Source organism: Pseudomonas sp. N-1-13, assembly GCF_057787095.1.
Genome location: NZ_JBYNRI010000001.1, coordinates 2,985,098 through 3,011,714, shown reverse-complemented (window position 1 = coordinate 3,011,714; position 26,617 = coordinate 2,985,098). Strand labels below are relative to the sequence as shown.

General features: G+C 58.1%; 29 protein-coding genes. 13 read left to right on the top strand and 16 right to left on the bottom strand.

Annotated features, from left to right (window positions below; translation table 11 throughout):
- Positions 1–18: 18 nt before the first annotated feature.
- From sctI to AC3I65_RS13590, 9 genes are all read left to right on the top strand, one after another.
- The gene (gene sctI, locus AC3I65_RS13630) at positions 19–375 is read left to right on the top strand and encodes a type III secretion system inner rod subunit SctI (RefSeq protein WP_107322388.1); all 357 of its coding nucleotides are present in this window, start codon (positions 19–21) and stop codon (positions 373–375) included.
- A 7-nt stretch (positions 376–382) separates the two neighbouring features.
- Positions 383–1,186, top strand: coding sequence for a type III secretion system inner membrane ring lipoprotein SctJ (sctJ, locus tag AC3I65_RS13625; protein ID WP_488523878.1), 804 nt, complete (start codon positions 383–385; stop codon positions 1,184–1,186).
- Entirely contained in the window at positions 1,183–1,704 is a 522-nt protein-coding gene (locus tag AC3I65_RS13620; protein ID WP_488523877.1) for a type III secretion protein, read from the top strand. Before sctJ ends, AC3I65_RS13620 begins: the two co-directional genes overlap by 4 nt.
- Positions 1,705–1,729: 25 nt before the next feature.
- Positions 1,730–2,308 (top strand): type III secretion system stator protein SctL, encoded by a 579-nt coding sequence (gene sctL / locus AC3I65_RS13615; RefSeq protein WP_107322390.1) that lies wholly within the window; start codon positions 1,730–1,732, stop codon positions 2,306–2,308.
- 101 nt (positions 2,309–2,409) lie between these two features.
- Positions 2,410–2,634 (top strand): type III secretion protein, encoded by a 225-nt coding sequence (locus AC3I65_RS13610; RefSeq protein WP_107322391.1) that lies wholly within the window; start codon positions 2,410–2,412, stop codon positions 2,632–2,634.
- Positions 2,621–3,049, top strand: a complete 429-nt coding sequence (locus tag AC3I65_RS13605; protein ID WP_107322392.1) for a type III secretion protein — start codon at positions 2,621–2,623, stop codon at positions 3,047–3,049. The genes AC3I65_RS13610 and AC3I65_RS13605 overlap by 14 nt, the downstream gene beginning before the upstream one ends.
- 1 nt (position 3,050) lies before the next feature.
- Entirely contained in the window at positions 3,051–5,126 is a 2,076-nt protein-coding gene (gene sctC / locus AC3I65_RS13600) for a type III secretion system outer membrane ring subunit SctC (RefSeq protein ID WP_488523876.1), read from the top strand.
- Positions 5,123–5,332: an HrpT family type III secretion system protein gene (gene hrpT / locus AC3I65_RS13595; RefSeq protein ID WP_488523875.1), complete on the top strand. Its 210-nt coding sequence runs from the start codon at positions 5,123–5,125 to the stop codon at positions 5,330–5,332. The genes sctC and hrpT overlap by 4 nt, the downstream gene beginning before the upstream one ends.
- A 5-nt stretch (positions 5,333–5,337) precedes the next feature.
- The gene (locus tag AC3I65_RS13590; protein WP_488523874.1) at positions 5,338–5,685 is read left to right on the top strand and encodes a type III secretion protein HrpV; all 348 of its coding nucleotides are present in this window, start codon (positions 5,338–5,340) and stop codon (positions 5,683–5,685) included.
- Positions 5,686–5,778: 93 nt separating this feature from the next.
- On the opposite strand, the gene AC3I65_RS13585 is transcribed toward AC3I65_RS13590, so the two are convergent.
- The 14 genes from AC3I65_RS13585 to sctW form a co-directional block, all read right to left on the bottom strand.
- Positions 5,779–7,266 (bottom strand): hypothetical protein, encoded by a 1,488-nt coding sequence (locus tag AC3I65_RS13585; RefSeq protein ID WP_488523873.1) that lies wholly within the window; start codon positions 7,264–7,266, stop codon positions 5,779–5,781.
- Positions 7,179–8,057, bottom strand: a complete 879-nt coding sequence (locus AC3I65_RS13580) for a hypothetical protein (RefSeq protein WP_488523872.1) — start codon at positions 8,055–8,057, stop codon at positions 7,179–7,181. The genes AC3I65_RS13585 and AC3I65_RS13580 overlap by 88 nt, the downstream gene beginning before the upstream one ends.
- A gap of 142 nt (positions 8,058–8,199) precedes the next feature.
- Entirely contained in the window at positions 8,200–9,276 is a 1,077-nt protein-coding gene (sctU, locus tag AC3I65_RS13575) for a type III secretion system export apparatus subunit SctU (RefSeq protein ID WP_488523871.1), read from the bottom strand.
- Entirely contained in the window at positions 9,273–10,067 is a 795-nt protein-coding gene (sctT, locus tag AC3I65_RS13570; RefSeq protein ID WP_488523870.1) for a type III secretion system export apparatus subunit SctT, read from the bottom strand. Before sctT ends, sctU begins: the two co-directional genes overlap by 4 nt.
- Positions 10,067–10,333 (bottom strand): type III secretion system export apparatus subunit SctS, encoded by a 267-nt coding sequence (gene sctS / locus AC3I65_RS13565; protein WP_107322398.1) that lies wholly within the window; start codon positions 10,331–10,333, stop codon positions 10,067–10,069. The genes sctT and sctS overlap by 1 nt, the downstream gene beginning before the upstream one ends.
- 7 nt (positions 10,334–10,340) lie before the next feature.
- Complete coding sequence (gene sctR / locus AC3I65_RS13560) at positions 10,341–10,994, bottom strand: type III secretion system export apparatus subunit SctR (protein ID WP_107322399.1); 654 nt, start codon at positions 10,992–10,994, stop codon at positions 10,341–10,343.
- Positions 10,991–11,371: a FliM/FliN family flagellar motor switch protein gene (locus tag AC3I65_RS13555; protein WP_107322400.1), complete on the bottom strand. Its 381-nt coding sequence runs from the start codon at positions 11,369–11,371 to the stop codon at positions 10,991–10,993. The genes sctR and AC3I65_RS13555 overlap by 4 nt, the downstream gene beginning before the upstream one ends.
- Positions 11,361–12,083, bottom strand: a complete 723-nt coding sequence (locus AC3I65_RS13550) for a type III secretion system protein (protein WP_160892295.1) — start codon at positions 12,081–12,083, stop codon at positions 11,361–11,363. Before AC3I65_RS13550 ends, AC3I65_RS13555 begins: the two co-directional genes overlap by 11 nt.
- Positions 12,080–12,640 (bottom strand): type III secretion system HrpP C-terminal domain-containing protein, encoded by a 561-nt coding sequence (locus AC3I65_RS13545; protein ID WP_160892297.1) that lies wholly within the window; start codon positions 12,638–12,640, stop codon positions 12,080–12,082. The genes AC3I65_RS13550 and AC3I65_RS13545 overlap by 4 nt, the downstream gene beginning before the upstream one ends.
- A gap of 7 nt (positions 12,641–12,647) precedes the next feature.
- Positions 12,648–13,091, bottom strand: coding sequence for a type III secretion protein (locus tag AC3I65_RS13540; RefSeq protein WP_107322403.1), 444 nt, complete (start codon positions 13,089–13,091; stop codon positions 12,648–12,650).
- 2 nt (positions 13,092–13,093) lie between these two features.
- Positions 13,094–14,443: a FliI/YscN family ATPase gene (locus tag AC3I65_RS13535; RefSeq protein WP_305465935.1), complete on the bottom strand. Its 1,350-nt coding sequence runs from the start codon at positions 14,441–14,443 to the stop codon at positions 13,094–13,096.
- Positions 14,440–15,399, bottom strand: coding sequence for an FHA domain-containing protein (locus tag AC3I65_RS13530; protein ID WP_488523869.1), 960 nt, complete (start codon positions 15,397–15,399; stop codon positions 14,440–14,442). Before AC3I65_RS13530 ends, AC3I65_RS13535 begins: the two co-directional genes overlap by 4 nt.
- A gap of 17 nt (positions 15,400–15,416) precedes the next feature.
- The gene (gene sctV, locus AC3I65_RS13525) at positions 15,417–17,516 is read right to left on the bottom strand and encodes a type III secretion system export apparatus subunit SctV (RefSeq protein WP_488523868.1); all 2,100 of its coding nucleotides are present in this window, start codon (positions 17,514–17,516) and stop codon (positions 15,417–15,419) included.
- A complete protein-coding gene (sctW, locus tag AC3I65_RS13520) occupies positions 17,516–18,628 on the bottom strand; it encodes a type III secretion system gatekeeper subunit SctW (protein ID WP_488523867.1) in 1,113 nt (370 codons plus the stop codon). Before sctW ends, sctV begins: the two co-directional genes overlap by 1 nt.
- 246 nt (positions 18,629–18,874) lie before the next feature.
- On the opposite strand from sctW, the gene AC3I65_RS13515 reads away from it, so the two are divergent.
- The 4 genes from AC3I65_RS13515 to AC3I65_RS13500 all read left to right on the top strand — a co-directional run bounded on the left by AC3I65_RS13515 (position 18,875) and on the right by AC3I65_RS13500 (position 22,174).
- Positions 18,875–19,411: an RNA polymerase sigma factor gene (locus AC3I65_RS13515; protein ID WP_025213859.1), complete on the top strand. Its 537-nt coding sequence runs from the start codon at positions 18,875–18,877 to the stop codon at positions 19,409–19,411.
- Between the two features lie 97 nt (positions 19,412–19,508).
- A complete protein-coding gene (locus tag AC3I65_RS13510; protein WP_107322407.1) occupies positions 19,509–19,868 on the top strand; it encodes a hypothetical protein in 360 nt (119 codons plus the stop codon).
- A gap of 119 nt (positions 19,869–19,987) precedes the next feature.
- The gene (locus tag AC3I65_RS13505; RefSeq protein WP_107322408.1) at positions 19,988–20,782 is read left to right on the top strand and encodes a lytic transglycosylase domain-containing protein; all 795 of its coding nucleotides are present in this window, start codon (positions 19,988–19,990) and stop codon (positions 20,780–20,782) included.
- A 54-nt stretch (positions 20,783–20,836) separates the two neighbouring features.
- Positions 20,837–22,174 (top strand): hypothetical protein, encoded by a 1,338-nt coding sequence (locus AC3I65_RS13500; protein ID WP_160892305.1) that lies wholly within the window; start codon positions 20,837–20,839, stop codon positions 22,172–22,174.
- A gap of 544 nt (positions 22,175–22,718) precedes the next feature.
- Here the strand turns inward: AC3I65_RS13500 and AC3I65_RS13495 are convergent.
- Both AC3I65_RS13495 and AC3I65_RS13490 read right to left on the bottom strand, forming a co-directional pair.
- A complete protein-coding gene (locus tag AC3I65_RS13495) occupies positions 22,719–23,717 on the bottom strand; it encodes an F-box protein (RefSeq protein ID WP_488523866.1) in 999 nt (332 codons plus the stop codon).
- Between the two features lie 1,388 nt (positions 23,718–25,105).
- On the bottom strand, positions 25,106–26,218 hold the full coding sequence (locus tag AC3I65_RS13490; protein WP_488523865.1) for an FAD-dependent monooxygenase: 1,113 nt from the start codon (positions 26,216–26,218) through the stop codon (positions 25,106–25,108).
- Between the last annotated feature and the right edge of the window lie 399 nt (positions 26,219–26,617).

Below are 26,617 nucleotides of genomic sequence, written 5' to 3'. Positions count from 1 at the left end.
TCCTACAGGAGAAATCAGGTGACCATTTCCAACGTGAATTCATTCAGGAGCGCTGCACCTGAGCATGAGCTGGAGATGGTTTCCGCTCCTGCTCAAGCTGATGTCGACTTATTCGATAGTGCGATGCGCAGCAATCGAGAACCTGGCGGTATGGCGAGTAACCTGATGAGCGCAGTATCGGATCGTCTCACTGGTCAAGCCGAGCTGGCGCATCAGGCTGAACGCGCGATCAAGTCCGCCTCGGAGTCAACGGATCCGATGGATATGCTCAAAATGAATGGCGCCCTTTCCGAGTATGCATTGCAAACGGCGCTCACCACCAAGGTCGTCAGTAAAGGCGCACAAGTGCTGGATAAACTGACTAATCTGCAATAGGTTCTTCGTGAAAGTATCCGACTTATTAACGGTTCTGGCTTTTCTGGCGCTCGCCGGATGCAGCGACGACACCGTCTTGTTCAGCGGCATGACTGAGCAGCATTCCAACTCAGTAATCGCCAAGTTGGCTCAGGAACATATAGCGGCCCGTAAGCAGATGGAAAAAGCCGGCGTTACCGTAATCGTCGCCAATAGTGATGTGAACCGTGCGGTGAGGGTGCTTGATGCTGCCGGTCTACCTAATCAGACACGGACCAGTCTTGGCGAGATATTCAAAAAGGAAGGGGTCATCTCCACACCGCTGGAAGAGCGGGCTCGCTACATTTATGCGCTGTCGCAAGAATTGGAGTCGACGCTGTCCCAGATTGACGGGGTCATCGTGGCTCGTGTGCATGTCGTCTTGCCGGAGCGCATCGCACCGGGCGAGCCGGTTCAGCCGGCTTCCGCCTCGGTGTTCATCAAGTATGCGGCGTCGACGCTGGATCCGGACAGTGTGCGCGGGCGTATTCAACAGATGGTTGCCAGCAGCATTCCAGGGATGAGTCAGGACAGCAGCTCCGCAAAGAAATTTTCGATTGTATTCGTGCCATCGGTGGAGTTTCAGGACCCGGAGCATCTTGTGCCTTTCGGACCGTTTCTGATTGACAGCGAGGATGCCGGCTTCTGGTGGGTGATGGTCATTGCCTTGCTGCTGTGCCTGGTGTCCATGGCGGGGGGCGCAGTCCTGATGTTGCGTCCAGACTGGCGCCAGGCTTTGTTTGCACGCTTGCGCGCCAGGCGTAGGCCAACCGGCTTGCCCGCACAGCTATGACCGATGAGCAATGGGTCGGGTGGTGGTGCTGCACGTGGCGCTGGATGCACCCAAAGTGGAAGTCCAGCGTGTGGGAGCAATGGGGGATTGATTTTGATGTTGGCATGGGCGTCTGGCGCAGCCGACACGACGCGTTGCTGGCCTTGCTGGGCATCGCTCCTTCGGCTCCGCCCGAGCCGGACCCCAACGTTATCGAATGGCTGTCTTTGACAGATGCACAAAGGTTGCAGGCTTTGGCTCTGGTGCGCGCAATCTGTTTTGCCACGCCAAATGATCAGTTGTCCGACGCGCAGTGGTTCTGGTGTCGGGGTATCGCCAAGGCGCTACGCCCTGGGCTGTGGTTGACTGATGAGGTCACGGACCCACGCGCAATGCTGGCCGGCTGGCTGGGCGAGCGATATTGGTCGCGCTTGCGCCTGTTGTGGGCGCCCGACGAGACACTCGAGCCCGCTTTTAACCTTCCCACGCGCAAACTCGATGCGCTGTGGCGTTCTGTGTTGTGGAGGGTTTGGGCATGACGGGTACACAGGTTAAAGGTCGGAAATGCTGATTCGCCGAAATTTGTCCTTGGGCGATCGCGAGGTGAAGCGCGAGTTGGTCGTCCGTCGAGAGCAGTTTGCTGACTACCGGACAGCCGTCGATGTGATGTCGCGAGCACGGGCCGAAGCGGATGCGATATTGCTGGAGGCCGGACGCCGGCAGCAGGAATACCTGGATCGAGCGTTAGCTGAATTCTGGGGGCAGGCCAGTTTTTTCTTGGAGGCGCTGGAGGCTGAGCGCCAACAATGCAGGAACAGTGTGATAGAGGTTTGCCGGGAGCTATTGAACGTCATCATAGGCCGGCTGTTTGATGAGTGCCCGCCCGAGGTGCGTGCCAGCATTCTGCTGGAACATCTGGCGGCCAGCCAGGTATACCCGGCGGTTAGCGCCACTTTGAAGTGCCATCCCGAGCGTTATGGCGAGGTGCAGGCTTGGCTTGCAGCTAACAACGCTTCCGTTCTGTGGCAACTAAGAGACGACATTACGATGCCGATCCAGTCCATTCGCCTGAGCACCGAGACCGGCGAGTACGACATTGATTGGACCGGCTTGCGGCGTTCGTTTCAGGTCGCAGATGCATGACATTCGACATATCACCGCATGTTTGACGTCGACCATTTTCTTGGAACCTCAAAGATAATTGTCGCCACTCATATTGCGTAAATTCCCTGGGAGATGCACGCATGATCAATTCCAAGTCCCTTCTAAATCAATTGGAAAACAACTTCTCCAATGCAATTGGAAACTATGATGACGCCGCGATGAACGCTGCTGAAAGTGCCGATGTGGAAGACATGAGGGCGTTCGTTCAAGCGACCCAGTCGCTGTCCACCGCGGCCACTGTCATGAGCGAAGGTATGCGCGCTCATCACGGCATGAACAAAGCGATCATCGATGGAATTCAGTGAGTTCAGCGCGCGACTGAATCTGTGGCTCGATGAACCTTCGGCCGCGCATCTGGACTGCTGGGTTGACGATGCAAATGTGCAGCTTGCCCGGGTAGAAGGTGGGATCCGCTGTAGCATCGACGTGCTGGATCCGTTTGACGCCAGCGCTCCTGATCGATTGATGGGCATCCTGGGGCAGGGCGGTGCGAGTGTCGCGTGCCGTTGCCCGGGGGCGTTGGGTACCGACCCGCAAAGCCAGTGTCTGGTGCTGTTGCACTGGATGCCCCCGCCCAGCTCGGTCGAGGCCTTACTGGGGGTGCTACAGACTCTGGCAAACCAGCGCGCCGCCATGCTTAGCCTGATGCACAAAACCTTATTTGATTCGTCTACGGCCGAGTCCCGTCTAGCAACTACTAATTGGCGCACTGGAGTGTGATATGCGTAAGGCCTACCGGTGGATACCGTGGCTGTTATTGGGACTGAGCGCCCCGGCGTTCGCGGCGATACCGCCAGCGTGGAAACAAACGGCCTATGCGTTCGACGCGCAACAGACCGAGCTTTCAAGCGTTCTTGAAGCATTTGCCCGAGAGTTTGGCGTTAACCTTGAGATGGACCCCGTTGAAGGCATCGTTGAGGGGCGTATCCGCGCGGATAGCCCGCAGGCGTTTCTTGATCGATTGGGCCAGCAGCATCAGTTCCAGTGGTTCGTCTACAACAACACCCTCTACGTCAGCGCCGCCCGTGACCAGATAACCGAGCGAATCGAGGTGTCCCCGGACGCCGTTGATGACCTCAAGGGCGCATTGACTGAACTCGGTTTGCTCGATTCACGATTTGGCTGGGGAGTCCTGCCGGACGAGGGCGTGGTGTTGGTCAGCGGACCTGCGCGGTATGTTCAGTTCATTCGCGACTACAGCAGCAATGTCGACAAACCTGAGGAAAGGCAGGACGTCGTGGTGTTGCCGTTGCGTTATGCGAACGCCGCCGATCGCACCATCAGTTACCGGGACGAACAGCTGACCGTTTCAGGGGTAGCCACGATTCTCAAGGAGTTGCTGGACAGTGGCCCGCGGGGCGGGTCAGGGAGTGTTTTCAACGGGCTGCAAGGCGCGGCGCTGGGAACTGGTACAAGCGGCGGAAGCAGTTTTGCAGGTACTCCGAGCTTGCTGAGCGGTTTGGCCGACGATCAGTTGCAGCAAACGTTGGATAGTGTGGCTACCGGCTTCGGGGCACAAAGCAAGGGGCGCTCCGCTGGCAGGTCGCGGATACGGGTCGCAGCCGACGTACGCAACAATGCGGTGCTGATCTATGACTCGCCCAAGCGCAGGGCCTTGTACGAGAACCTGGTCAAGCAGCTTGATGTACCGCGCAACCTGATCGAAATCGACGCGGTGATCTACGATATCGACCGCGACGAGTTGAACGAGTTGTCCAGCAACTGGAATGTCTGGGCCGGAGGGACCAACGTCAGAGGGTCCTTGCTTGAATCAGGCAGCTCCACGCTGTCGGCCGAAAACGCCGGACGGTTCGCCCTGGCGGTCCGTACGCTGGAAGCCAAGGGGGCGGCGACAGTGATCAGCAATCCTTCGATCCTCACCTTGGAGAACCAGCCCGCTGTCATCGATTTCAGCCGGACCGAGTTCCTCACCGCGACGGGGGAGCGTGTTGCCGATATCCAGCCGATTACTGCCGGTACCAGCCTGCAAGTGGTTCCGCGCTCGATGCAACACAATGGCAAGACGCAGGTGCAGTTGATCCTCGATATCGAAGACGGACAAGTCGAAGCATCGCTGCTTGATGACACCAAACCCAGCGTGCGTAACGGCAGTGTCAGCACTCAGGCGGTCATCGCCGAGCGGGGATCGTTGGTCGTTGGTGGTTTTCATTCTCTGCAATCGAGCGACAAGGTAAGCAAAATCCCTTGGCTCAGTGACATTCCGCTCATTGGCAAATTGCTGTTCACGTCCAGTAGCCGCAGCACCAACAAGATAGAACGCTTGTTCATTCTTACGCCTCGGTTGGTGGGTAACCAGGTTGACCCGGCCCGGTATGTAGAAACCGGTAACCCGGAAGACATCGACTCCGCCGCCCGGCGAATCGACGGTCGCCATGGTGATGGGCAACCCACTCGCGTTGATATTCAGCGCGCGTTCACTCAGTTGTTGAGTGATGTGCAACCGACTGGTTTTACCCCGAGTAACGAGCCTTTATTCACGCCGGCCACTTTATGCGCGACGCAACAGGGCCTGGTCATCGACGCCGATCGCAGCCAGTGGTATGGGCGCAACGCCTGGAGTATTGGCGTGGTGGTCGCGCGCAATACTGGTGATAAACCGCTGCGTATTGATGAAAGCAGTTGTGGCGGGCGCTGGGTGCTGGGTGTCAGTGCATGGCCTCGCGCTTGGTTGCAGCCTGGGGAACAAAGCGAAGTCTATGTCGCGGTGCGTAATCCCCAGTCGCTCAAGAGCAACGTGACCCTTCGCGACTCATTACTCAAGGAGGCAACCCGATGACCAAGATGAACTGGGCTGTGTTCGGCCTTCTGTGTGTGATGCTCTCCGGTTGCTCGACGACCTCGGGCGGCTGTTCTGGACAGTCCTGCGACCGTCCCGACTCCAATAATCGGGAGCTGGTGATCTGGTGGCCAGCGGACATGCGTACTGGCCTGGAAAATCCGCAGGACACCGCGGACTATACTGTCGTGCCACTGCGGGATTGAGCACCATGATACAAGTCTCGGGGAAAGCGGAGTTCTACGAACGGGTGGCTGCTGGGCAAACAGCGGTATGGCCGGTAGCAGCGGGTGTTTCTTTCGTGAGTCGGCATGAGCACCATGATTGGGGTATAGCGTTGCACATCGACAGTCGCGCGCTGCAGCCCCAACAATTGCGTGAGGCGCTGGTGCGGCGCTTCACGCAATCCTACCTGTTCCCTGACTATTTTCTGTTTCTCGATGCCCACCGCGATTTCGTCGTCTGGCATGCGGTGCCGTCATCCTCCCATGGTCGCGCGGTGCTCGATAATATCTGCCAACATCAGTTGCTGTTGGCAGGTTTGAGCCCCTTGGACTGACCTGCGATCAAATGCGCCAGTAATGTTTATTGGCGCATTTCCCCTTCCTTTTGCAATCCCTGAACTGTTGGCCGCGCTGCGTTACGTTGCGGCTCAAGCTGGTTGTTGCCCGGCAGCAGCCGTCGCCGCTTGTTTGTCGACAGCCTTGCGCACACTCGCGTGGGATTGGAACGTTTGATTGACGGTGCGATAGGCCAAGCCCATCGCCGCTGCGGTCCCCATATTCCCGAGAAAGCCGGAGAGGGCGGGCGGAACCTTGTCGCGCAGTGCTTCGCCGGTGGCCATATTGATTGCGCCAGCCAGGCTGGCCCAGGCGACTCGGGCGGGGGATTGGTCCAAGACCCGGCCATAATCCTTGAGCGGCAGGTTCGGCTTCAACTCTTGGTTGGTGCCCACCTGACGCGTGTCGAAATGCCGCTGCAGATGGTTGTCGAGGGTCGCGACAACGGTGTTGAATGCCGCGCGCGTGCCGGCGAGGGACTGAATTGAAGAGGCCAGTGCTTCGCCCAATAGCGGTTGCTGATCCGGCCCGAGCAGTGCCGGACTCGTCAACGTCTGGCCCGGTGGCAAGACTTGTTCACTGATGGAGTCGAGCATGAAACCCATGCTCAAGGTCATGGCGCCGTAGGCCCAGCCGAGCGTCGGCATATTATCCTCGTCGACCCCGTAGGTCTTGGTGTTGTCCTGGGGGGCGGTCATGCTGAAGGTGGCCTGCATGGTTTCGCGAGAAAGGGCATAAATCACGTCGCGTAGCTGAGTGGCCAAAACCCTCGCACTCAGCGCACCGTCACCACGCGCGGCGCCCATGCCCAGATAAAGCGCTTCAGCGACGATCTGGTTGCGTGTGATGTTGCGCGAATCGCGCTTCATCTGCAGGCGCAGCGTGTCTTGCTTATCGGGCGTCAGAGCGTTCCATTTCGCTTCGCTAAGGGCGAAGTGTCCACGTACCGCATCGCTGGAGTCGGCGGCGAGACGATCCAGGCGCGGTTGGCGTACGTAGAGCTGGGTGGCAATGGTCGTCAGTGAGACAGCGGCCTGCAAAGTCAGCATTGCCCCCGGGCTTTTTTTCGCCAGCCCCTCGTTGAGCGCACTGTAGGCATGCATGAACGCCAACTCGCGAAGATAGGTAGGCGCTCCGCAGTTGACCATCTGTTGAACCGTATGGCCCGCAGCGGCAAGCGTTGTGCGGCAGGAAGGCAAATTAGCCGCGCTGTCGCTCAACGCGAGCTTTGCTCCGCGCTCGACCTTGTTGCCCAGGGCCACGCCGTGTTCCTTGGCGCTTTCCCAGAGCGCGCCCGTGGCTCTGCCGGCCGGCGCCAGATAGTCGCGATGGAAGGCCTGGCTCAGTCCTGTCACATGTGCGCGGGCGCGCGAAGTGAAGCCAGGCAAGTGAGCGGGTGCCTCGCCGCGCTCCACAGCATTAATATCAGCGGTGGGATGTCGATGCCGCAGCTCGATTTGCGGTTCTGGCAGGATACGTCCCAGGTTAGGTGTTATCGGGTCCATGCAATATTCCTTGCTGGGCGAATGGCCGAGGTGTGCATGAAGCTCTCGGCCAGTTGACCGAAATCCAGCAGCCATTCGGCAAATGCCTGACCGTCCAGCCCCGTGCTGTTCCAGCGCGCCTGTAAGGCGCTGCCGTGTGGCGCGAGGACCACGGCAGATTGGGTCAGCATCATCAGGTGCAGGTTGGCCAGTAGCGCGCGTTCGCGTTGCGTCGCCGTGTTCAGCGAAGTCGGCAGCAGCGTACTGATCAGCAGATGTTGGCGATCACTGTCAGCGATCACTTCATAGACACGCCCGTTGGCCTGAATCACGCCGACGGTCAATATCTGCTCGAAGGGCGGGGCGGCGATGTCCAAGTGCTGCAGCGCAGCGATCAGTAATGGACGATGCCATTCCCGATTCATCGCTGCCTGCGCCTGTTGCTCCGCGTGCTCACCTTGCCTCGGTGCCGTGGTGACCGGTCGAGGTGCGCCGCTTTGGTTGCCTTGAAGTGCGGTGGCGCCCGCCACGAGGCTCTCGGCGACGGACAAGAGATGGCTCAGTTCATCGGCAAGCATTTCACGCTGATGTTGCGGCTGCGAGATAAGGCGCAGTACGAGCACGGCGTCACCGCTGTCGTTCAGGCTCACGCTGCTACTGCTCATTGCCGATATGGCGCAATTGGACCGCAGCAGCAGCTCGCTCCAAACCTCAACCGGCAAACCGTTGGGGCGTGGCAGAAGACCCAGCACCACCCACTGCTGCACAGGCGACGTCTGCCAGAGCGACAATTGCAAGGTCAGCCCCGGCAATGGCAGTTGGGCGCTACGGGAGAACGCTCGCGCCTGCACAGAGGGAATGCCGAGCCGCTCAGCGGCCTCCAACAACCATGTGTTCGTTTGCTCTGAGAGCGGGATTGATCCCGGAGATTGGGAGCGCGAGCTCGACGAATGCATGGGGAAAACTTCCAGAAGTTTTGACTGCCATTAAAGCGCGCAGGTATTAAACTTTTATGACTGGGATGATGGGTCAGTGGGTTTCCAGCTGGATGATTTCTTCTGTGACTTCATCAAGCTGGCGAATGACTTGGTAGATATGGGCGACCTCCAGCAAGGTTTCGCGCGGTATATGGCGACCTGTGCGAACGATGTACAACGCGCGCGCCAGCCAGACACATTGGACCACCGGGATCTTGGCGTTCTGGGCGCGCTTGATCAGCGCCAGAGCATCATCGTCTTGTCCTTTGCAATGAATCAGCGGCAAAGGCGTCTGGCCTGGTCGGTAGTACAGTGCCACGGCGTAGTGGGTCGGGTTGACCAACAACAAGTCGGCGTCCTCCACCGGTCGGGGGGCGGTGCTGGGTTCGGAGTTGAGCAGTTCGTGCGCCAGCTGACGACGATGGCCTTTGACGTGCGGATCGCCTTCGGACTGCTTGTATTCCTGCTTGATGTCTTCGTGGCTCATGCGCAGTTTCTTGGCGTGAAAGTATTTTTGCAGGGCAAAGTCGACCATGCCGATCACCAGCAGCAGGCCCAAAGTGTTGCGCAAGATGCTCTGAAACACCTCCAGCAACGAGCGCCAGTAGGTGACGAGATCGGTGTCGGCCAACAGCACCAGCTTGCCCAGGATGGGCATGATCGAGACATACAGAATGACCGCAATGGCCAGCGCTTTGAGGACGCTCAGCAGCAGGTTCATCAGATTCTGTTTAGAGAACATCTGCTTGATCTGGCCGATTGGATTGAGCTTGCCGAGATCGACCTTCAGGGCCTTGGGCGCAAAGAGGAAGCCAATCTGCATCCAGGTGCCGGCCAGACGTATCAGAATCGCCACGCCGACGCTGGCGACGATGAAGGAAACAAGTGTCCACAGCGCTGTGCCGCTGAGCTCAATGGCAGTGCTGGCGAAGGGTTCGTTCAGTCGTCGCAAGGGTAATTCGGTGAGGTGCTGCAGGCGTGTCATGCTTTCCTCGGCCATGCCCAGACAGACTTCGCTGACCACCATCAGCACCAGCAGTTTGGCCAGGTCCTGGCTCTGCCCAACCTGGCCTTTTTCCCTCGCGTCGCGTTCTTTCTTCGGCGTCGCCTTTTCGGTTTTTTCGCTCACGGGACTTTTACCAACAGGTTCAGCAGAAATTTCAAATCGAACCAGCGATCGAGTTCGGCGTTGCCCAGATCCAGGAGTGTGGGCAGATACACCAGCAGAAACAGCAATCCGATGACGCTCTTGGCCGGCATCGCCAGAATCGAAACATTCAGTTGCTGGGCATAAAGACCGACGATGGCGAAAGCGGCCTCAATCAGCAGCAACAGGCCTATGAACGGCGCCGCGTAAAGCAATGCGTGCTGCATGGTCCTGTTCAGCTCGCCAAGCAGTATGTCCAGCCCCTCTACCGTCATGTTCGGCATCCAAGCGGTGGGCGGCCAAATGATGTAGCTGTCCCAGATGACCTGGGTAATCAGCGAGAGGCCGCCGGACAGGATGACCAGCATGATCAGCACTTCCTGCAGCAACTCGCCCAGTGGCGTCGCGTCGGGCCCCAGGGAAGGGTTGATCTGGCCGCCGCTGAGAGCGCCGCGCTGGCTGTCGAGCAAGGCGCCTATCGTTGCGAACATCCAGAACGGCATATACAGCAGTAACCCCAACAGCACGCCCAGGACCATTTCCTTGAGCAACAAGCCGCCGATCATCAGCCAGTTCTCATGTTGCCCAGACAACACCCGACCGATGCTCGGCGCTGGAACCATCGCAACCGCGCAGGTCACGGCGTAACGCAGCGGCCCCTTGAGGTATTTGAAGCAAAACGCTGGCACCAGCATCATGCACGGCAGAATCCTGGCCATGGCTAAAGCGATACCGAGCATCAGTTCGAACAAATACTCGGCATTGAATGGCATCAAACGGCGCCTCCGGTGCGCGCGATCAGGTCGAACGCCATGTTGATGAACAGGATCAATTCAACGCCGATCCAGCGGCCGGTCGCCGCCAGGGTCACGCCCACGGCGACCAGTTTGATACCAAAGGGCAGGGTCTGGTCCTGGATCTGCATCAAGGCTTGCACGAGAGACGTCAACACGCCCACCAGCACCGCGACCAGCAGCGGTGGTGCGGTAAGAATCACCACCAGGTACATGCCCTGCTTGAACAACTCCAGCGCTTCCACGGCAGCCTCACAGATAGGAATAGAACAGACTGTCGAGTAACCGCGTCCAGCCCTGGACAAGGACGAACAGCAGCAATTTGAGCGGCAGCGAAATGGTCATGGGCGAGACCATTTGCATGCCAAGCGCAAGCAGCAGGTTGGACACGATCAGATCAATGACGATGAACGGAATGTAAATCAGAAAACCAATCTCGAACCCGGCCTGCAGCTCCGACAATACGAAGGCTGGAATCGCCAGCAGCAGATCCTTGCTGCTGGCTTTTTCGGCCAGTTCCGCAGGCCACATACGGTGGGTGTTGTCGACCAGATGCGCCAGGACGTCCGGATCGGTGTTACGGCTCATGAAGTTTTGCAGCGGGGCGATGACCGTGTTCACGCTGGCTTGAAGTTGTTCGGTAGTGCCTATCTGCAAAGGATTTTCAGCCACCCGTTGCTGGATTTCATAAGCCACCGGAGCCATCACGAACATCGTCGCCGCCAGGGCAATGCCATACAACGCCATATTGGGCGGAACCTGTTGCACGCCGATGGCATTGCGCGTTATCAGCAACACCATGGAGATTTTCAGAAATGCGGTGCAGACAATCAAAAACAACGGGATCAGCGAGAGCGCCCCCAGAAACAGCGCGAGCATGATCGGGTTCATGCCATCCAGAATCATTGATCAAATACCAAGCGAGTGATTTGCATGCCCAAGCGTCCATCCACGTCTACCAGCTCACCGTAGGCGACCACCCGCTCTTCATGGCACAACGTCGCTGCGCCCGGCGCCATGCCCGTGACATCCACCACGGAACCGGCCGCCAGGCGGCCGAGCGCTTCGAGGCTCAGCTTCACTTCGCCGCACCGTACGGTCAACGCCAGGGTCACACCGGCCAAGGGCGATGGCGGCTGCGGCGCAGCGTCTTGCGGGAGGGCGTCGTCTGGCTGCGCCGGATCGAGCCGTTCCTGCTGGTCGTCGTTCGCTTCCCGGGCCGCCAAGTCATCGTTACTGTCGAACTCGTACAACGGTTCTTCATCCTGCAGTTCATTGCTCATGAATGGAGCCTTCTTCGTGAATCAGCCTGAGCTGTAAGTGATCATTCCGGTCTTCGCTACAAACCGCCCACCGCTGGTTGCCCAGTTGCAGGTTTCCCCGACCTTGAACGTCGAAGACCGCCTCGGCAGGCAACAACACATCACCTGGACGTAATGAGCGCAGCTGATTGACCAGCAAATCCATGCGCCCAACGATGACCGGATGAGCCAGGACCCAACGCTCAGGCACGGTTTGCTCGATAAATCGCCACGGTGCGTCATTCAGTATCTGCAGCAGCGATTCGGCGCCGAGGCTTAGCGTTCCGTAGGTTTTCTCGCCATTGCGCTCAATGAGCACGCGACAATCCCAGCGGTCATCCAGTACCGGTTCCTCGGCGAGTGGCGCCAACGGTGCGAGCAGGTCGGACAGCACCGGCGCCAGCTGTTGATTGATCAACTGCCAATACCACGCTTGTGGCAGCTCGACGGTGAGAACGGGTACTTCACCGCACAGACTCAGCAGGGCATCGGCGTTCGATAACAGCAGGGGGCCGTGTCGGCTGGACAAGCCTATCCAGCGCTCATCGGCAATGGCGCCACAGGGTGTCAGCGGACCGAGCGTCATGCGTATCTTTTCAGCTCCGCTGGTGAACTCCAGGAAACGGCCGCGCCCCAAGGTCAGGGAGGCCATTGCGGCCGTGCTCGACAGGCGTCGCAGGCTGAGTTTTTTCATGCAGGCCCCGTCGGCTGTAATCTCAGCTCGACGTCATGGTCCAGCGCCTCGGCGAAAGCTTGCTGGCAGGCGCCATGGTGCTTGGTCAATCGCTCCAGGACGTCTGCGCGTTCCAGACCAAGCTCGATGTCCCAATGGCTGTCTCGTTTCTGGGCACGAATCTGGACCTTGCCCAGATTGGGCATGAGCAGGGTGGCGCTGAAAGGACGATTGCCCTGTTGCGGCAACTGCAGCGCCAGTTCATCAATCAACTGTGTCGGTATGCCGTCGAGCGGCGCGAACATCGAGAACGGGCTCGCACCATTGCCCGAGCTGCCCTGGTCGTCCGAGTAGGCGGGCGGCGGTGGCACAAGCATCTGCATGAACAACATCGCGTCGGCGTCCAGCGGCCTGGCGCCGTCGTTGGCAGACCTGACCTCGACCGGACGGTTGCGCTGGACCTCGGTGCCTTTGCTCGACGGCGCCGAGGATGCCGCAGCAGTGGGTTTTGCTGTAGGCGCGGCAGGTGCCTGTGGAGTAGGGCGTTGGGGTGGCGTGTGCTTGATGGGGCTAGTCATGTCTCACTTATTCCTCACTGAGTGTCTCGCTCATGCAGGCAAGTTTTTCCACCGCGCGTTGCCGTGCCTTGACGTCCAGCTGTGCTTGTTGCAACGACTGCTCCTGCGCTTCGATGTGCAAGCGCAACTGGCTGACGTCCTGGCGGATCTGGGCGAGGCGATCAAGCATGCGTCGCTCCTTTTCGTGCCAGCGGTCGATATCAGCCAGTTCCAGAGTGGTTTGCAGGTGGGTATCGGCTAACGATCGCCGCTGGCGCTTCTGATTGGTACGCTCCTGGTTCATTGAGCTTTCGCTGACCAGCAGTTGCTCGCGCAACCTCGCCACCTCTCGTGCAAGGCGCGCACGGGCACGTTCGGCACTGGCCTGGCGGTGCTGACGCAAAGGGCCGAGCAGGCCGATGACGCGCTCCAGCGCCTGGCGCTCCGGGTCCGTATCGAGATCTTCGTCCAAGGTCAGTCCACCAGTTGCGAGGTAATGTGATTGAGTTGGGCGAGTGTTTCTTCAAGCGCTACCGGCCCGCGCAGGTCCTGGCGAAGGAAGCGGTTAATGCTGTCGTTCAGTTGTACCGCCAGATCAGTGACCGGGTCGGCGCCGGCCTGGTATTCACCCAGGCGCAGGAGCATTTCCACCTGCTTGTAGGCCGCCATCAACTGGCGCAGACGATTATTGGCCTGGACATGCTCGCGGCTGGTGACGTTGCCCAGGATCCGGCTGATGCTCGCGGACACGTCAATGGCCGGATAGTGTCCACGCTCGGCCAACTTGCGCGACAGCACAATGTGCCCGTCCAGCAGCGACCTGACTTCGTCGGCGACGGGGTCGTTCATCGAGTCGGCCTCGATCAGCACGGTGTAGATGGCGGTGATAGAGCCGTTCTCGCTCATGCCGGCGCGCTCGACCAGTTGCGGCAGCAGGGTGTAGACCGAGGGGGGCAGGCCGCCGCGTCCGATCGGTTCCCCGGCGGCGATGCCGATTTCGCGTTGAGCACGGGCAAAACGGGTGAGCGAGTCAATCAGCAAGAGCACTTTCATGCCGCGCTGACGGTAGGCTTCGGCGATAGCGGTAGCGGTGAAAGCGGCGCGCGCACGCTCCATGCTGGAGCGATCCGAGGTGGCACAGATCAGGACCGAACGTTGGCGTAGTTCATCATCCAGTTCATGGTCGAGGAACTCGCGCAGTTCGCGTCCCCGTTCGCCGATCAAGCCGAAAACGATGACGTCGCAGTCCATGTTCCTGGCCATCTCCGCCAGCAGCGTGGTCTTGCCACAGCCCGCTCCGGCGAACAATCCGACACGCTGCCCTTCGCCCAATAGGATGGCGCTGTCGATGGCGCGAATACCGGTGGGCAGCGGGTTGCTGATGCGTGGTTTTTGCATCGGCGGGAGGGCATCGGCAATCACCGCCGTGGTGCTGCGACAGTCATGGACATCGGCAAAAGCGCCGAGGCCGTCGCCCAGCAACGGTCGACCAAAACCATCGAGCACGCTCCCGAGCAACTGATCATCCACCCCTATGCGATGAGCCATTCCAAGTGGTTGGATACGGGCCCCGACTTGAATGCCGGCAGGGGTGCCCAGGGCGCTGAGCAGCGTGCATTGGTCGGTAAAGCCGACGATCTCCGCCAGCATTGAGCTGCCGTCCGCCTTGCTGACCTCGCAAAGATCGCCAATCTTGGCCGCAGGCACCTGGCACTCGAGCAGGATCCCGCTCACCGCCGAGACCTTGCCGCTGATCCGCACCGCCGAACAACTGGTCAGCCGCGCGCGCTGTTGTCGAGCCCATTGTTCAAGCGCATCGGTCACCAGCTCACCTCGATATGCTGGTCACCATCGAAGATGATTTTGTGCTCTTCTATCCGCGTCAGACGCAGACCCTGCACCACATCGCCAACATAAATTTGCAGGCCGTCGGCGGTCACCAGGTGAGCGTTGTTGCCAGCGATAATTTGCACCAGGGTGAACGGCAAGCTGGTCCCGACGATGCCGACTTGATCGACTATCGGGACCGTGGTGGGGTAGCGCTCTTTGAAACTCTTGAGCATTCGCTGATAGACCTCCAGCGCTTCCTCCTTGAGGTTGCCTTTGAGCACCAACCCTTCGTCAAGCTCCTCGACGGTGACCTCCGTGAGCAGGCGTTCTGCCAATTGAGTGGTCAGGAGCCGGCGGACCTGTTCGCGATTTTTCAGATGTGTGCTGCCGGAGGATGAGGAAGGCCCGGTAGCAGGGGAGGGTTGCGCCGGGCTTTGAAGCGCCTTGGCGGCGGTAACCTTGACGGCGCTCGGCGGGGCTTCGGACTGGCTAAGGCCCCAGGCGCCACCGACCAGGCCTACGACCACGCCAGCGATCACCGCCGATACCAGCTTCAAGGATGGCACGCCTGGCATCGATTTACGCGTGGAAGACGCTGACGACTGAGGCGGCTGGCCGTTGGCATCCGCAGGCGTGACCAGAGCCGGTACGTCAGGCCAGGGCTCTTCGGCGGATGCCAGGCACAGCCAGACGTTTGCGACGGCGAACGGTTGGTTCGGCGTCAATGTCATAGCGTTTGACGCACGCCCTTCGTCGTCGTTGATCGGCATCTGTTCGGCAGCCAGGTTCCAGCCTTCCTCGGTTCTGCTCAACCGACAGTGGAGCGAGGCGATGCCCGGGTCGTACAGCGCCAGATCATGGTCGTCGTTGGCGCCGATCACCCATTGGTCACCGACCAACGGCAATGCCGCGCCCTGGTGCAGCCCATTCAATACACGTAGTTCAAACATCGCGAAGGCACTCGACATCAAGCCGCATAGTCGTCTTCCAAGGGCAGGAATTCATTTTCCAGGTCGAAACGGCCGAGGACCTTCACCTCGGAGGCATTGGTGATCTCGGCAAAGGAGAGCACCGGCACGTGATGGAACTCGTCCTGCAATAACGTCCGTAGCGGAGCGCGCAGATCCTGGGCGACCAACATCACCGCGCGTTCTGACGAGCGCTGCGGGAAAGCCATGCGCAATTGTTGAACCAGCATCAGGCTGGATTCGCTGTTCAGGGCAAAGAACGTCTCGGTTTGCGTCTGACGCAGGCTGTCACGCAGGATGCCTTCGCTCTCAGGGGTGAATAGCCAGACGAGTAACCCCTCCTGGCTGCAATACTGGTTGTAGATCAGCGACTTGAGGGCGATACGTACATAATCGGTGAGGGCCAGGACATCGCGCTCATGTTGCCCATGTTCGATCAAGGTTTCGGCGATCACCCGGATACCGCGCAGCGGCACGCATTCGGAAGCCAACCGCTGCAGCACCTGAGAAAAACGCGCGAGAGGCATGACGCGCTGCAGCTCCTGCGCCAGTTCCGGTTGTTCTGTTTCCAGCCAACCGAGGATCGCTTTGGTTTCCTGCAGCCCGATGAATTGCGGCCCGCAAATCTGTAGCGCGCGCTCCATGCGTTCGATAATCAGCGTACTGGGGCTGATGGGCTGCGTATTACTGTTGTTCAACAGCTCCGCATCGGTGGGTACCCAGATCCATTGGCTTTCCTGCCGTTCCGAACTGCCTTTGCTGTATTGCTGGTCGTTCTCAATGGCCTGTGAGGAGCCATCGATAGCCACCAAGGTCTCGCTGAACGTGGCCCTGAGTACGGGGACCTCATACACCGTAAAGCGGAATTCATCCGGCTCCAGATGCGCCTGGTATTCGATGATGAACGAGGGCAGCGTCAGCCCGAAGTTCACCACCAGGCGATTGCGCCGTTGACGAATTTCGCTGACCAGGGCTTCGATCCGCTCAAGACTCTGGCTGGGATGAAATTGCAGGACAAACTGGCGGCTGGGCAGGAACATTCGCAGGTCTTCCTGTCCGTTATTTTCCGGGGTTGTCGGGGCAGCTTGATCTTGATTGCTCTTGGGCTTGGCGCGATTGATCTGCAACAGGCCGCCGCCACAACAGATGATGGCGATCGTGACGAACACCATGGTCGGCATCCCGGGCATGGCGGCGAAGCCGAGCATCGCCGCCGAGGCGATGATCCAGGCCTTGGGCTGGCTGGTGATCTGTTCGGCAATTTCACGGCCGATATTGGCCGGCCCGGCGGCATCTTCGTTCGGCACGCGAGTGATGATCATGCCGGCCGTCACGGAGATCAGCAGCGCGGGGATCTGTGCAATGAGGCCGTCGCCGATGGTCAGTACCGAATACAGCTGCACTGCATCGCCGGCAGTCATGCCGTGTTGTATGACTCCAATGGTGATACCGCCAATCATGTTGATCGCGACGATGATCAGGCTGGCGATTGCGTCGCCGTTGACGAACTTCATTGCTCCGTCCATTGCGCCAAACAGCTGGCTCTCCTTGCCAAGCTCCGAGCGCCTGCGCTTGGCCTCGTGGACGCTGATGAGGTTGGCACGTAAGTCGCTGTCGATCGACATCTGTTTGCCGGGCATGGCGTCAAGCGTGAAGCGTGCGCCTACTTCGGCCACCCGTTCCGACCCCTTGGTGATGACCATGAAATTGACCACCGTCAAAATCATGAAAATCACCATGCCGACCGCCAGGTTGCCGCCCACCACGAATTGTCCGAACGCTTCCACGATGTGGCCGGCGTCCTGGTCCAGCAGAATCAGGCGGGTCGTGGCAATCGACAGCGCCAGGCGAAACATGGTTGTGATCAGCAGCACCGAAGGGAACGTCGAGAAGGCGAGTGGGCGGGGCAACTGCATGGCCAACATGATCAGCAGACAGGAGATGCAGATGTTCACCGCGATCAGAATGTCCACCAGCCAGGTGGGTATCGGGGTAATCATCATGAACACAATGGCCAGCACGATAAACGCGCCGACGACTTCTGAGCGGCGCATCGCCGCGAGTGCCAAACGGTTTAGCAGGTCGATAATCAGATTCATCAGGCCGGGTTCCCCTTGAGCTGGTTTTGCTCTTGCTGAGTGAGTTCGGCCATCAGCAACAACAGGTTCCCCAAAGCATTCTGCCGGGACTTGAGGTCTTGCCACAGCAAGATAGGCAGCTGTTGGAGCATCGGGCGCAGGCCGTTGAGAAACGACAACTGATGCTTGAGTTGCGCGCCGCCGATAAATTGCGTGAGTTGCAAGGTTTCCTGCAGGTTCATGCCCTTGCCCGAGAGTACGAGCAGGTGTTTGAGAAACGTCGGTGCGCTGACCTGCAGTTGCGGGTTCTTGTCACGCATGCGCCCGAGCAGGTGTTCGCAGCTTTTAAGCAGCGTCGATACATGCTTGGCGGTATTCACGCCATGCATCAAAGTGCGTAATTGCTGGCGAGGGCTCGATGGATTGACTGAGGCAAGGTCGTCGGCAATGGCACGACGCAGGTCGCGCAAGGTCGGCTCGAACTGCGCTTCGCCATCCTCCTGACCCAGTAGCGTGTCGATGAGGCTGGATATGGTGGGCTGGCCTACGACGCCGTTGTAATACAATTCCCGCAGATTCTTGCGTCGCTGCGAGTCCAGCCCCGATCTGGAAAAGGCCCGGGCAGTATTGATACCCGCACGGGCTCTGTTGCCATGGCGCTGCCGGAGTGCGCTGGCGTGATCCGACAGCGCCTGGTGCTCATCCCGGGCACCTTCGTGATGCGCTTGTTTCATGGCTGCTTGCAGCATGACGTGCGCTTTGGCCGGGTCCCCGCCAGCGAAGGCGAGCACCCGGCCAAGCAGCGACTCATCAGAGCGTTGACGTTTCAGGGTCTGGCGCAGGGTACGCACTGCTTCATCCAGCCTTTTGTCATTACTGCCCATCAGCATCTGATAAAGCTCACCGAGCTTCATCGCCTTTGATTGCAAGACGGTACCGCCGATGACCAGCTCACGCTGGCTGAGCTCTTTGCTTTGTTGGATCAATGCCGAGGTGAATCGCGCCACCTGGTGCGGCGTGGTGCCCTGATCTTTTGCGATGTGCGACGCCGTCTGCGTAGCGGATAACGCTGGGCGGGCGCTTGCCGGATTGACCGAATGAATCGCGACTGGGGTGAAACCGGGGATTTTCATGGGACGGCATCGATGCAAAGAGTCATGCGCAATGAGTGGCGCAAACCCACCATCGGGTTCCTGAACTCAGAGCTTTCGCGCGGGCGTGCATAAATGCGCGACGACTTCGATCGGTTTATGCAAAAGATTGCACGAACAGAAAAAAACTTAAAAAAATCTTCATGAATAACAGTGCCTTAGATCGCGCAAACGGTTGGCACGCATATCGCTCTTACAGCCGGACTTACCGCCAAATGGTTATTGTCCATGTGTGTAATCAACTCGATCACTTATCCGGCTCCGGCTTCTCTCCTTCGTCAGCTCGACCGCAGGATGGTGCAGAAGGTGCGGTTGTTTATCAGGGCAAAGGTCGCGAACCCTGATGATGCGGAGGATCTGCTCCAGGCAACCTTCCTCGAAGCGCTACGTAACGAGCACAAGTTTCGGCACGACTCGCTGCTGCTGACCTGGCTCTGCGGCATTGCCTTCAACCTCATTCGCAGTCATTTCAGGCGCCTCTACAACCAGCCGTTTCATGACGACCTGCAAGAGTGCGGTGTATTGGAAATGGCCGACAGTCGCGATGTTGTGTCCGAGGTCAGTGGCTTGCGTCAGCTGGTGCGAGTCTTTCGTGCGATGGAAACCTTGCCGCCGAATATGGAGGAGGTGATTCGGGTCGCGATGGAAATGGAAGGTAATTACCTGGAGACCGCCGCTCGGCTGGATATACCGGTTGGCACGGTGCGTTCGCGTTTGTCGCGGGCCCGCGAGCAACTCAAGCGGCGAGTCTCCAGCGAGTACTGAGCCCAAGCGAATCTGCGCCACGGCGACAAGAACAGGGAACCTCTTTCGCCTCTGGCTCCACGCATTATTTAGATCCCATCTTCAAGGAGTGCCCGGTATGCGAATTTGCATCGCTTACAGCCAAGGGCCTGATGACAATTCGAAGGCCGGACAAGTTATTGCACGGATTGCGAACTGGACATTCGAGACATCATCGGTAAGCGCCGGGAATGTGCAGGCGAACCTGGCTTCCAGCCGAACATTACTGGTATTCAGGCCAACCAGCATTGAGCTGGTATTGCAGGAAACGACCAGAGCGCTCGTCGAAAAATCACCTTCAGCCAAACGTCAGTTTGATCGACTGATGAGGCGATTATTCGATACCGGCGCTGTTTCGCAGCCCACACATCAAACCGCTTTGCCTGAGCACTACGCCTTCGAACCGATCGCCACCATGTCAGCGAACCTGGAGCATTGATTTTGAGCCTGTCTATCTCTCCCATTCGTAGCTCCACCCCCGACACGCTCCTTGCGCCTGAAAACCACAATGAGCGGTTTAGACGGCACGCCGGTTCAAATCCCGAAGTGGCTGGCGATATGTTCGCGGCTCGCCCCGAGCGGCCGATCAATTTCGGCCCGCCGCCGGAGGTGCCTAACGGGCCTGTGCCTGCACAGAAGAGTGATACCGAGCAAACTGAGCTGATGATGCAACTGATGGAAGTCATCATGAAGGCCATCATGCAGTGGCTCCACGCCTTGATGAATCAACAGGAAGGGGGCGGGGGAGGTGGGATTGCCCAACCGGGGCATCACCCCCACAACACGTTGATGGCGCAACCGGGCGGTTCTGCTGCGCCTGGCGGTGGAGTCAACAATGCCCAGGCCGGTGGCGTGGCAGGCAGTCCGGCCTTGAGCGGTCAGGGTGGGTTGCACTTGCCCGCGCAATTGGAGCCGTATCGCCAGGATATCGTGGATGCCTCCAATGCTACGGGTGTTCCAGGCAACGTGATAGCAGGGCAGATCTGGGCGGAGTCCAGAGGCAACCTGAATTCCAGCAGCACCAATGTCAACGGCAAGACCGACGCTGGCTTGATGCAAGTCAACGCCGACACGTTCGCTCAATTGAAGAGGGACAATCCGGCGCTGCTTGGCAATGCCGACGTCAACAACCCCCGGGACAACATCATGGCGGGTGCCCTCTATTTGCGCGATCAGACCAATGCTTTCGGTGGCGACATCAGCGCAGGACTGCGCGCCTATAACTCCGGCCCCGACAAGGTGAATCGCAACGATTTGGCGGATACCGGAGGGGTAGGGGATCCCGGTTATCCGGCCAACGTATTGAAGTTCGCCGAGATCATTGGAAGCGGCAGAGGTCAACTGCCTGGCTGATAGACACGTCGCGTTTGCGCAGAACATAAACCCGCATGTAAGGAGTAGCACCTCATGGGTATCAATAGAGCCGAATCGCCCGTGTCACTGCGCACACTAGAGAGCCGTCATGTTGACGATGCGCGATCAACGCACCTGGAGCGAACAGGGGACGTATCGTCTGTTGATGGAGACAACTCTCCAGAGCTGATCGCGCTGAAGGACAAACTTGACGGCCTGTTCGAACCCCATCGGACGGCTGAGAACCATGAGGCCATCAATGCCTTGATTCATGATCGGGCCGTTGAATTGAAGGAAATGGGAGAGACGCCGGAGACGGTCGAAGCGTTGCTCGACAAAGCGGCGCGCATGGATCGCGTAACGGCTCCGGTGCAAGGTGGGGTGGCTTCCGTACCCTTTGCGGCGGCCTCGGTTGTTTTGGACAAGGCGCCCAAGGTGACGGCTCATGTTGCCGATAATCCAGCCTTGACCGGCTTTGTGGCGGGCGCTTTTTCCGGTGCGGTGGATGCAGTAGGCGGTGGTCTGCTGGCGAGAGCCACGCACGACACTTATTGGCTAAAGCCGCCGCCGGAAACCCTGGAGCCGGTGATGCAACAAGCGCTGACCAGCAAAAAGGAGGAAACCAGGGTGAGTAACGCTGGGGAATGTGCGCTGTCCTGGCAGACTTTCAGTGCTCGCAATGCTGTGCGCTTGGTGGTAGCGGGTGCCATGAATGCCACAGTCGGACCGAAGGCTGCCTCGGCGGTTGATACGGCTATCACCTCAGCGGGAAGTTTGGCTGCCGGCGCAGGTTATGCCCATCTTATGAATAAAAACGACTTGCAGGCCCATCGTGCCGGGCCCGCCTATCTTTTAGGTCGTACCGACTGGAAGACTCAATATCAAGCGCTGAAAGAAAGTACACCACTGAGCCCGTTGGCAAACGGCGCCAAACGTATGGCCAAGCTTCCCCTGAGCTTGTTGACCGATGTGACACCGGCTTTGAGTGGCGCGGTATCCTTTTCAAGTCTGGTCTCCAACGCAGGCGTACTGGGTGGCGGTTTCGCTTTGACATCGCTGGCTCGCGATGCGGCCAAAGACCTGGCAACCCAGAAAGGTCTGGGGCCAGGAGAGGTCGCTGTGGTAGACCACACGGTTAACCTCGCCATGTCGGCACTTACTTTTGGTTCTTATGGGGTGGCCAGTGTTGCAACCGAGCCCCTCAGCGATGCGGCCGTAAAAGTATTGCAAGAGGATGTTCCCGCCAAAGCGCAGGAAGTTGCTGATGCAACTCTCGAGACCGGCAAGGCGCTGGCGCGAGACGCTGTCACTACGGCGAGAGAAATAACGGACCGCGTGCTGGAGCATCGCAGACTCAGAGAGGGGGGCGGTGCGACGGAGAATCCCGTCTGATTCACGCGTCTCGGATGATGTCGGTAGGCGTAGTCAGGTGCTGCTGATTGGATAAACACTGAGGCTACCAACTATAAAAATACAAAAAACGGGAAGAGCAAATGGCATCATGCGTCTTATTCAAGGGCGGCAGAGAAATCGAATTGAATGAGGAACCTTTCAACTAATAGGCACCACTCATTTAGTGCGATGTCATCGCGAAGACTACGTTTCATCACTCATTAATAAAGGGGGTGGCATATGAAAAAAGCAACTTTTAAAGCTGTTGGTTCGGTTAAAACCTACCTGGTATTGGCTATCTCGGCTGCTGGGTTCGCTTCTCAAACCGTAATGGCAGGTGGTATTAGTCCAGGCTGGTAAATATCCAGTTTCTAGTGCTATGAGTATGCGCTTGGCATTCATGCCAAGCGCTTTTTTTTGCCGCAGCAAAATGGCGGGGCATTTTTAAAGCTGTAAATATCTGGCTAAATGCAAGGCGTCAGGGTGATAGGCACCATCCTGTATTTTTAGCCTCAGATGCCCATTATGCGATCCTATCTACCTATCAAGCCCAGCGTTGAAGCTTATTCAGTCTGGTCATAAGCTCATCCTGCTCTGAGGCACGCAGCGAGGCAACTGCTCGGGTCGCGGAAGATAACGGGTTGATCATAGGAATTGAAGGTGTGTAGTTCGTTGCATATAAGTTTTCCATTGCGCTTATATGTTGCTCGAGCGCGGCGCCTCGATCTTCCTCGGGTAGATGTTGCAACCCATGCAGGTTCATATTTCTCAAGGTCCAGGCCATCTGGTCTTTTGTTGTTCTCATTCCCATGGGCTGGGCCGATGTGACGACTTCACGCAACTTGCTTGATGCAGCCAAGCCTGTAGTGGCCAAGACCGGCGCGCGTGTGAAGTTCAACAACGACGCCATTGCGCCCGCGAGTTTCATGCTTTGCCGGGGTGAGGTATCAATTAATGATAGAGTCTGCTCGATCGTTTTTTTCAAATGCTCAACGTCTCGAGTACCCTCGGTTAACTCTGAAAGTTGGCGTTGCAAATAGGTTGCCAGGTGGCGACTCAGTTCTTGATGATCTGCAGAGTGGAGGGATGAGGCTAATAACCTTAAGGCATCGTCTATTGCCTGGGGGGCAGCGCGTCCATGACCAGCATTGAACTGGCGGAACAATTTCTGCAATTGGTCATGCTCCCGGCCGGCGTTGGGTAAGGTCTGGTGATAAGCACGCGCTGTCCTGGCGAGCGCAGCCTTGTCTTTTGCAGGCAAATGACTGGCCACCTCCAAAAGCATATCTTGCGGAATATTGCTCCAAGGGCTGGACCCGAGTGAGTGGCCTGTAGATGAATGATTAAACTGAATACCCGTCAAGAGTGACTCGCGTGGATGGTTTGCAGGGGCATCCGATCGTGCCGGCGCTGTTTGCCTTCCGGTAGGTTGCACATCGTGTGGACGGGCGGCTGGGCCGGCGGCAGGAGCCTCTGGCGGTAATGGATCGATCGAGGTGGCGTCGCTATGATACTTGCGCACGCCGGAAATACAGTTGCCCATTGTGATTACTCCCTGTGTATCAAATCCAATGAGTGGTTCCAGATTCTCTGCGAGTTCCCAAACCGATCACAGCTACAGCAACTGTTATGTAAGGACAGGGACCGCGGGAATTTCGCAGAATGTAACGATGAAGGGAACTCACCGCAAACAAGTAGCCACTCACAGCCACGTGATTCGCCTGAACCCAGGCGTTATCTTTAATGTTGTTACTTTTACCGTTGGTTACATTGCGCCTCTGCCACCGGGAAAAATCTCAACCTGATTCATATTTGATTTTTAATAGGTTCAATGAGAGGAAAGCAAATGTCAGCTCGAATTCCAGGCGGGGTATATTTCCCACCGGTGAGGCATATCGACGCTCATACTGAAACCCATGTGAATCAGCAGGAAGCTAGTTCGAGGGAGCCTCACGACGCTGCCTCACCGCCGTCCAGGCGCTTTGAGCGCGGCCGTATCAGTCCTTTTCCTGTGGGAGAGTCCAGCGTTCCAGCCTCCCGATCGCACGGGCCCTTTGAGCAGGGGCGTATTGAGCCTTTTCTCGTAGGAGAGTCCAGCGTTCCAGCCTCCCGGTCGCACGGGCCCTTTGAGCGTGGCCGTATCGATCCTTTTCCTGTAGGAGAACCCAGCGTTCCAGCCACACGGCCGCTCAGTCGCTTTGTGCCAGGCCGCATCAATCCTTTTCATGTGGGAGAGTCCCAAAGTCTAGCCTCAAGTTCGGCAAATACTCCGCAGGGGGAACACATCATTCGGCCGCCACTTCGACATGAGCAACACCAGGCTCTTCCTTTATCGGCTCTTGAACTGTCTGCAAATTTCGCCAGAGAAGGAGGGCGCGGTCATGACAGTGAAGAGACACAGCCTTACACCTCGCTACCCGTAGCACTTCAGCAATCCGCTGATGCAGCGCGCGCGAGGCGTCATCGACCGAATTTTTCTGAGATAAGAGATTCTGGCCAAGGCACACCCACTCAGCCCTCTTTACAGGGCCATGGAACCGTACCTCCACCACGTTATTCCACGTTATTCGTCGGGAATCCGGACGAACTCCCCCCTTACACCATCACCGAGGAATAGACGTCTAAACAGTAAGCGGCATGCCCGTGGTGATGTGATTGTTGTGCGCTACACGGACGACAGCGGGTTGGGTTTCAGGGAAAAAGCTGAGCACTGATAACTCTGCCAACACGTGGCCCAGCCTTGCCGCTCGGTAGGACTCCTATACCTCTTCTGATGCCTAAGATGAGACCCGCTTGGGCGTTGGACTGTGGTGGGGGTAGTCCGCGGTCTAGGTAGCGACGCGCATAACCATGGGCTCGGTGACGAGCCAGATGGCGTCGATGCGGATCACTCGGACAGCTCACGGACAAAGCAGGGCCCCGTATCTTCAGTCAAAGGGGGGCCGCCAAAGGCGAGTAACTCCGTGCATACAATCTGTTACCGAGCACTTTGAGGACGGCGTTGCGCATCGGAGTCGGCCACGCCCGCATTTTATCCCGGGCTGCACATTGCTTTTGCGTCCATTCCACGCGATGTCTGCGTTTGGCGGTGTAAGTCGCGAGTGCGTCATCTGGGCTCCCTGCTGCGGCTATAGACTCTGCCAATACCAGCGCATCCTCAAGAGCCATGCCCGCGTTCTGCGCCATACTCGGTGAGGCTGCGTGAGCCGCATCGCCAATGAGCACAACACGTCCCTTTACCCAATCGTCCATGACGACTTGTTCTATTTTGCTGAAATGCACCAGCGTGCCTTTCGGTATCTGCGTAATGAGCGGCAAAATAGGACCGGAAAAATCTTTGAACAGTGCTGGCAGCGATGCTTGCGCAGTTGTGCTCTGAATGTCCTGGAAGGCGAGCGCGGTATCGGCGTATACATAGATGTCATTGGCGTTTACCGGAATTGCGAGCAGAGCTTTGCGATGACCCAGCATCGCCGTCCAGCTATCAATGGCTGTGGTGTTACGCGTTATGAAGCGCCAGCTGACATTACCGACGTAGGTCGGATTGATCGCCGGGAACAGCATGCCGCGTACCGATGAACCAATACCATCAGCACCGATGACAATGTCATAAGTGGAGGATGAACCATCGGAAAAGCTCACCTGGCATGTCGTGGCTGATAGCTTGATCGTTTCTACCGCCAATCCAAAACGTAGCTGAGTCCGAGACAAGGATTGACGCAGAATGCCGTGCAACCCAGCGCGAGGAAGTGAGAGGCAGGGCCCGCATGATCCCCACACGTCTTGGGTCTGTGTCACAGATAGCTGCCTGCCGTTTTTGTCGAGGATGCTTTGGGTGCGGATGACGGCGGCGGCACTTTGAACACGGTCGAGCAGGCCCAGTTGTTTGAGCGCGCGGCCAGCGTTTCCCGGCAGAAACAGTCCTGAGTCACCAGAGGCCTCGTCAGGGCGGCGTTCCACCAAATCTGCCTGGTAGCCTTTGAGTTCAAGCGCTCTGGCCATGGAAAAACCGGCGATTCCGCCACCGACAATCAAAATTCTCATCCACAAGCCCTCAGTCATATCAAGTCTTTGTAACAACAGCCAAAGTTGGCAATTTATTCCGGCGGTGTAATGCAACTATCAGGCAGGGCTGCTTCTCCAGCTTGCCTATGGATGGAACTGCGCCCATTTCGAAGGGCTGCACACATTAGTCGAATCGATGAGTGGCTCCACCGCTACGAAGAGTTCCCTGCGTTGTGTGAACGCAAGCGCTTTCTCGGCAGTGCCCGCTAAAAATAAAGCAGTGCGCGGGGACCGGTGGCTCACTTGGACCAGCCGCCTGATTGCGTCGAGCCCGGCACTCGTAGGAGTTCATGTCCTCAACTTGATTTCAATCAAGGGCCGCGCAGGGGAGTGGGTCCTACCATGATCGCCAAGATCCTGTCCTTAAGCCCTGGCGTC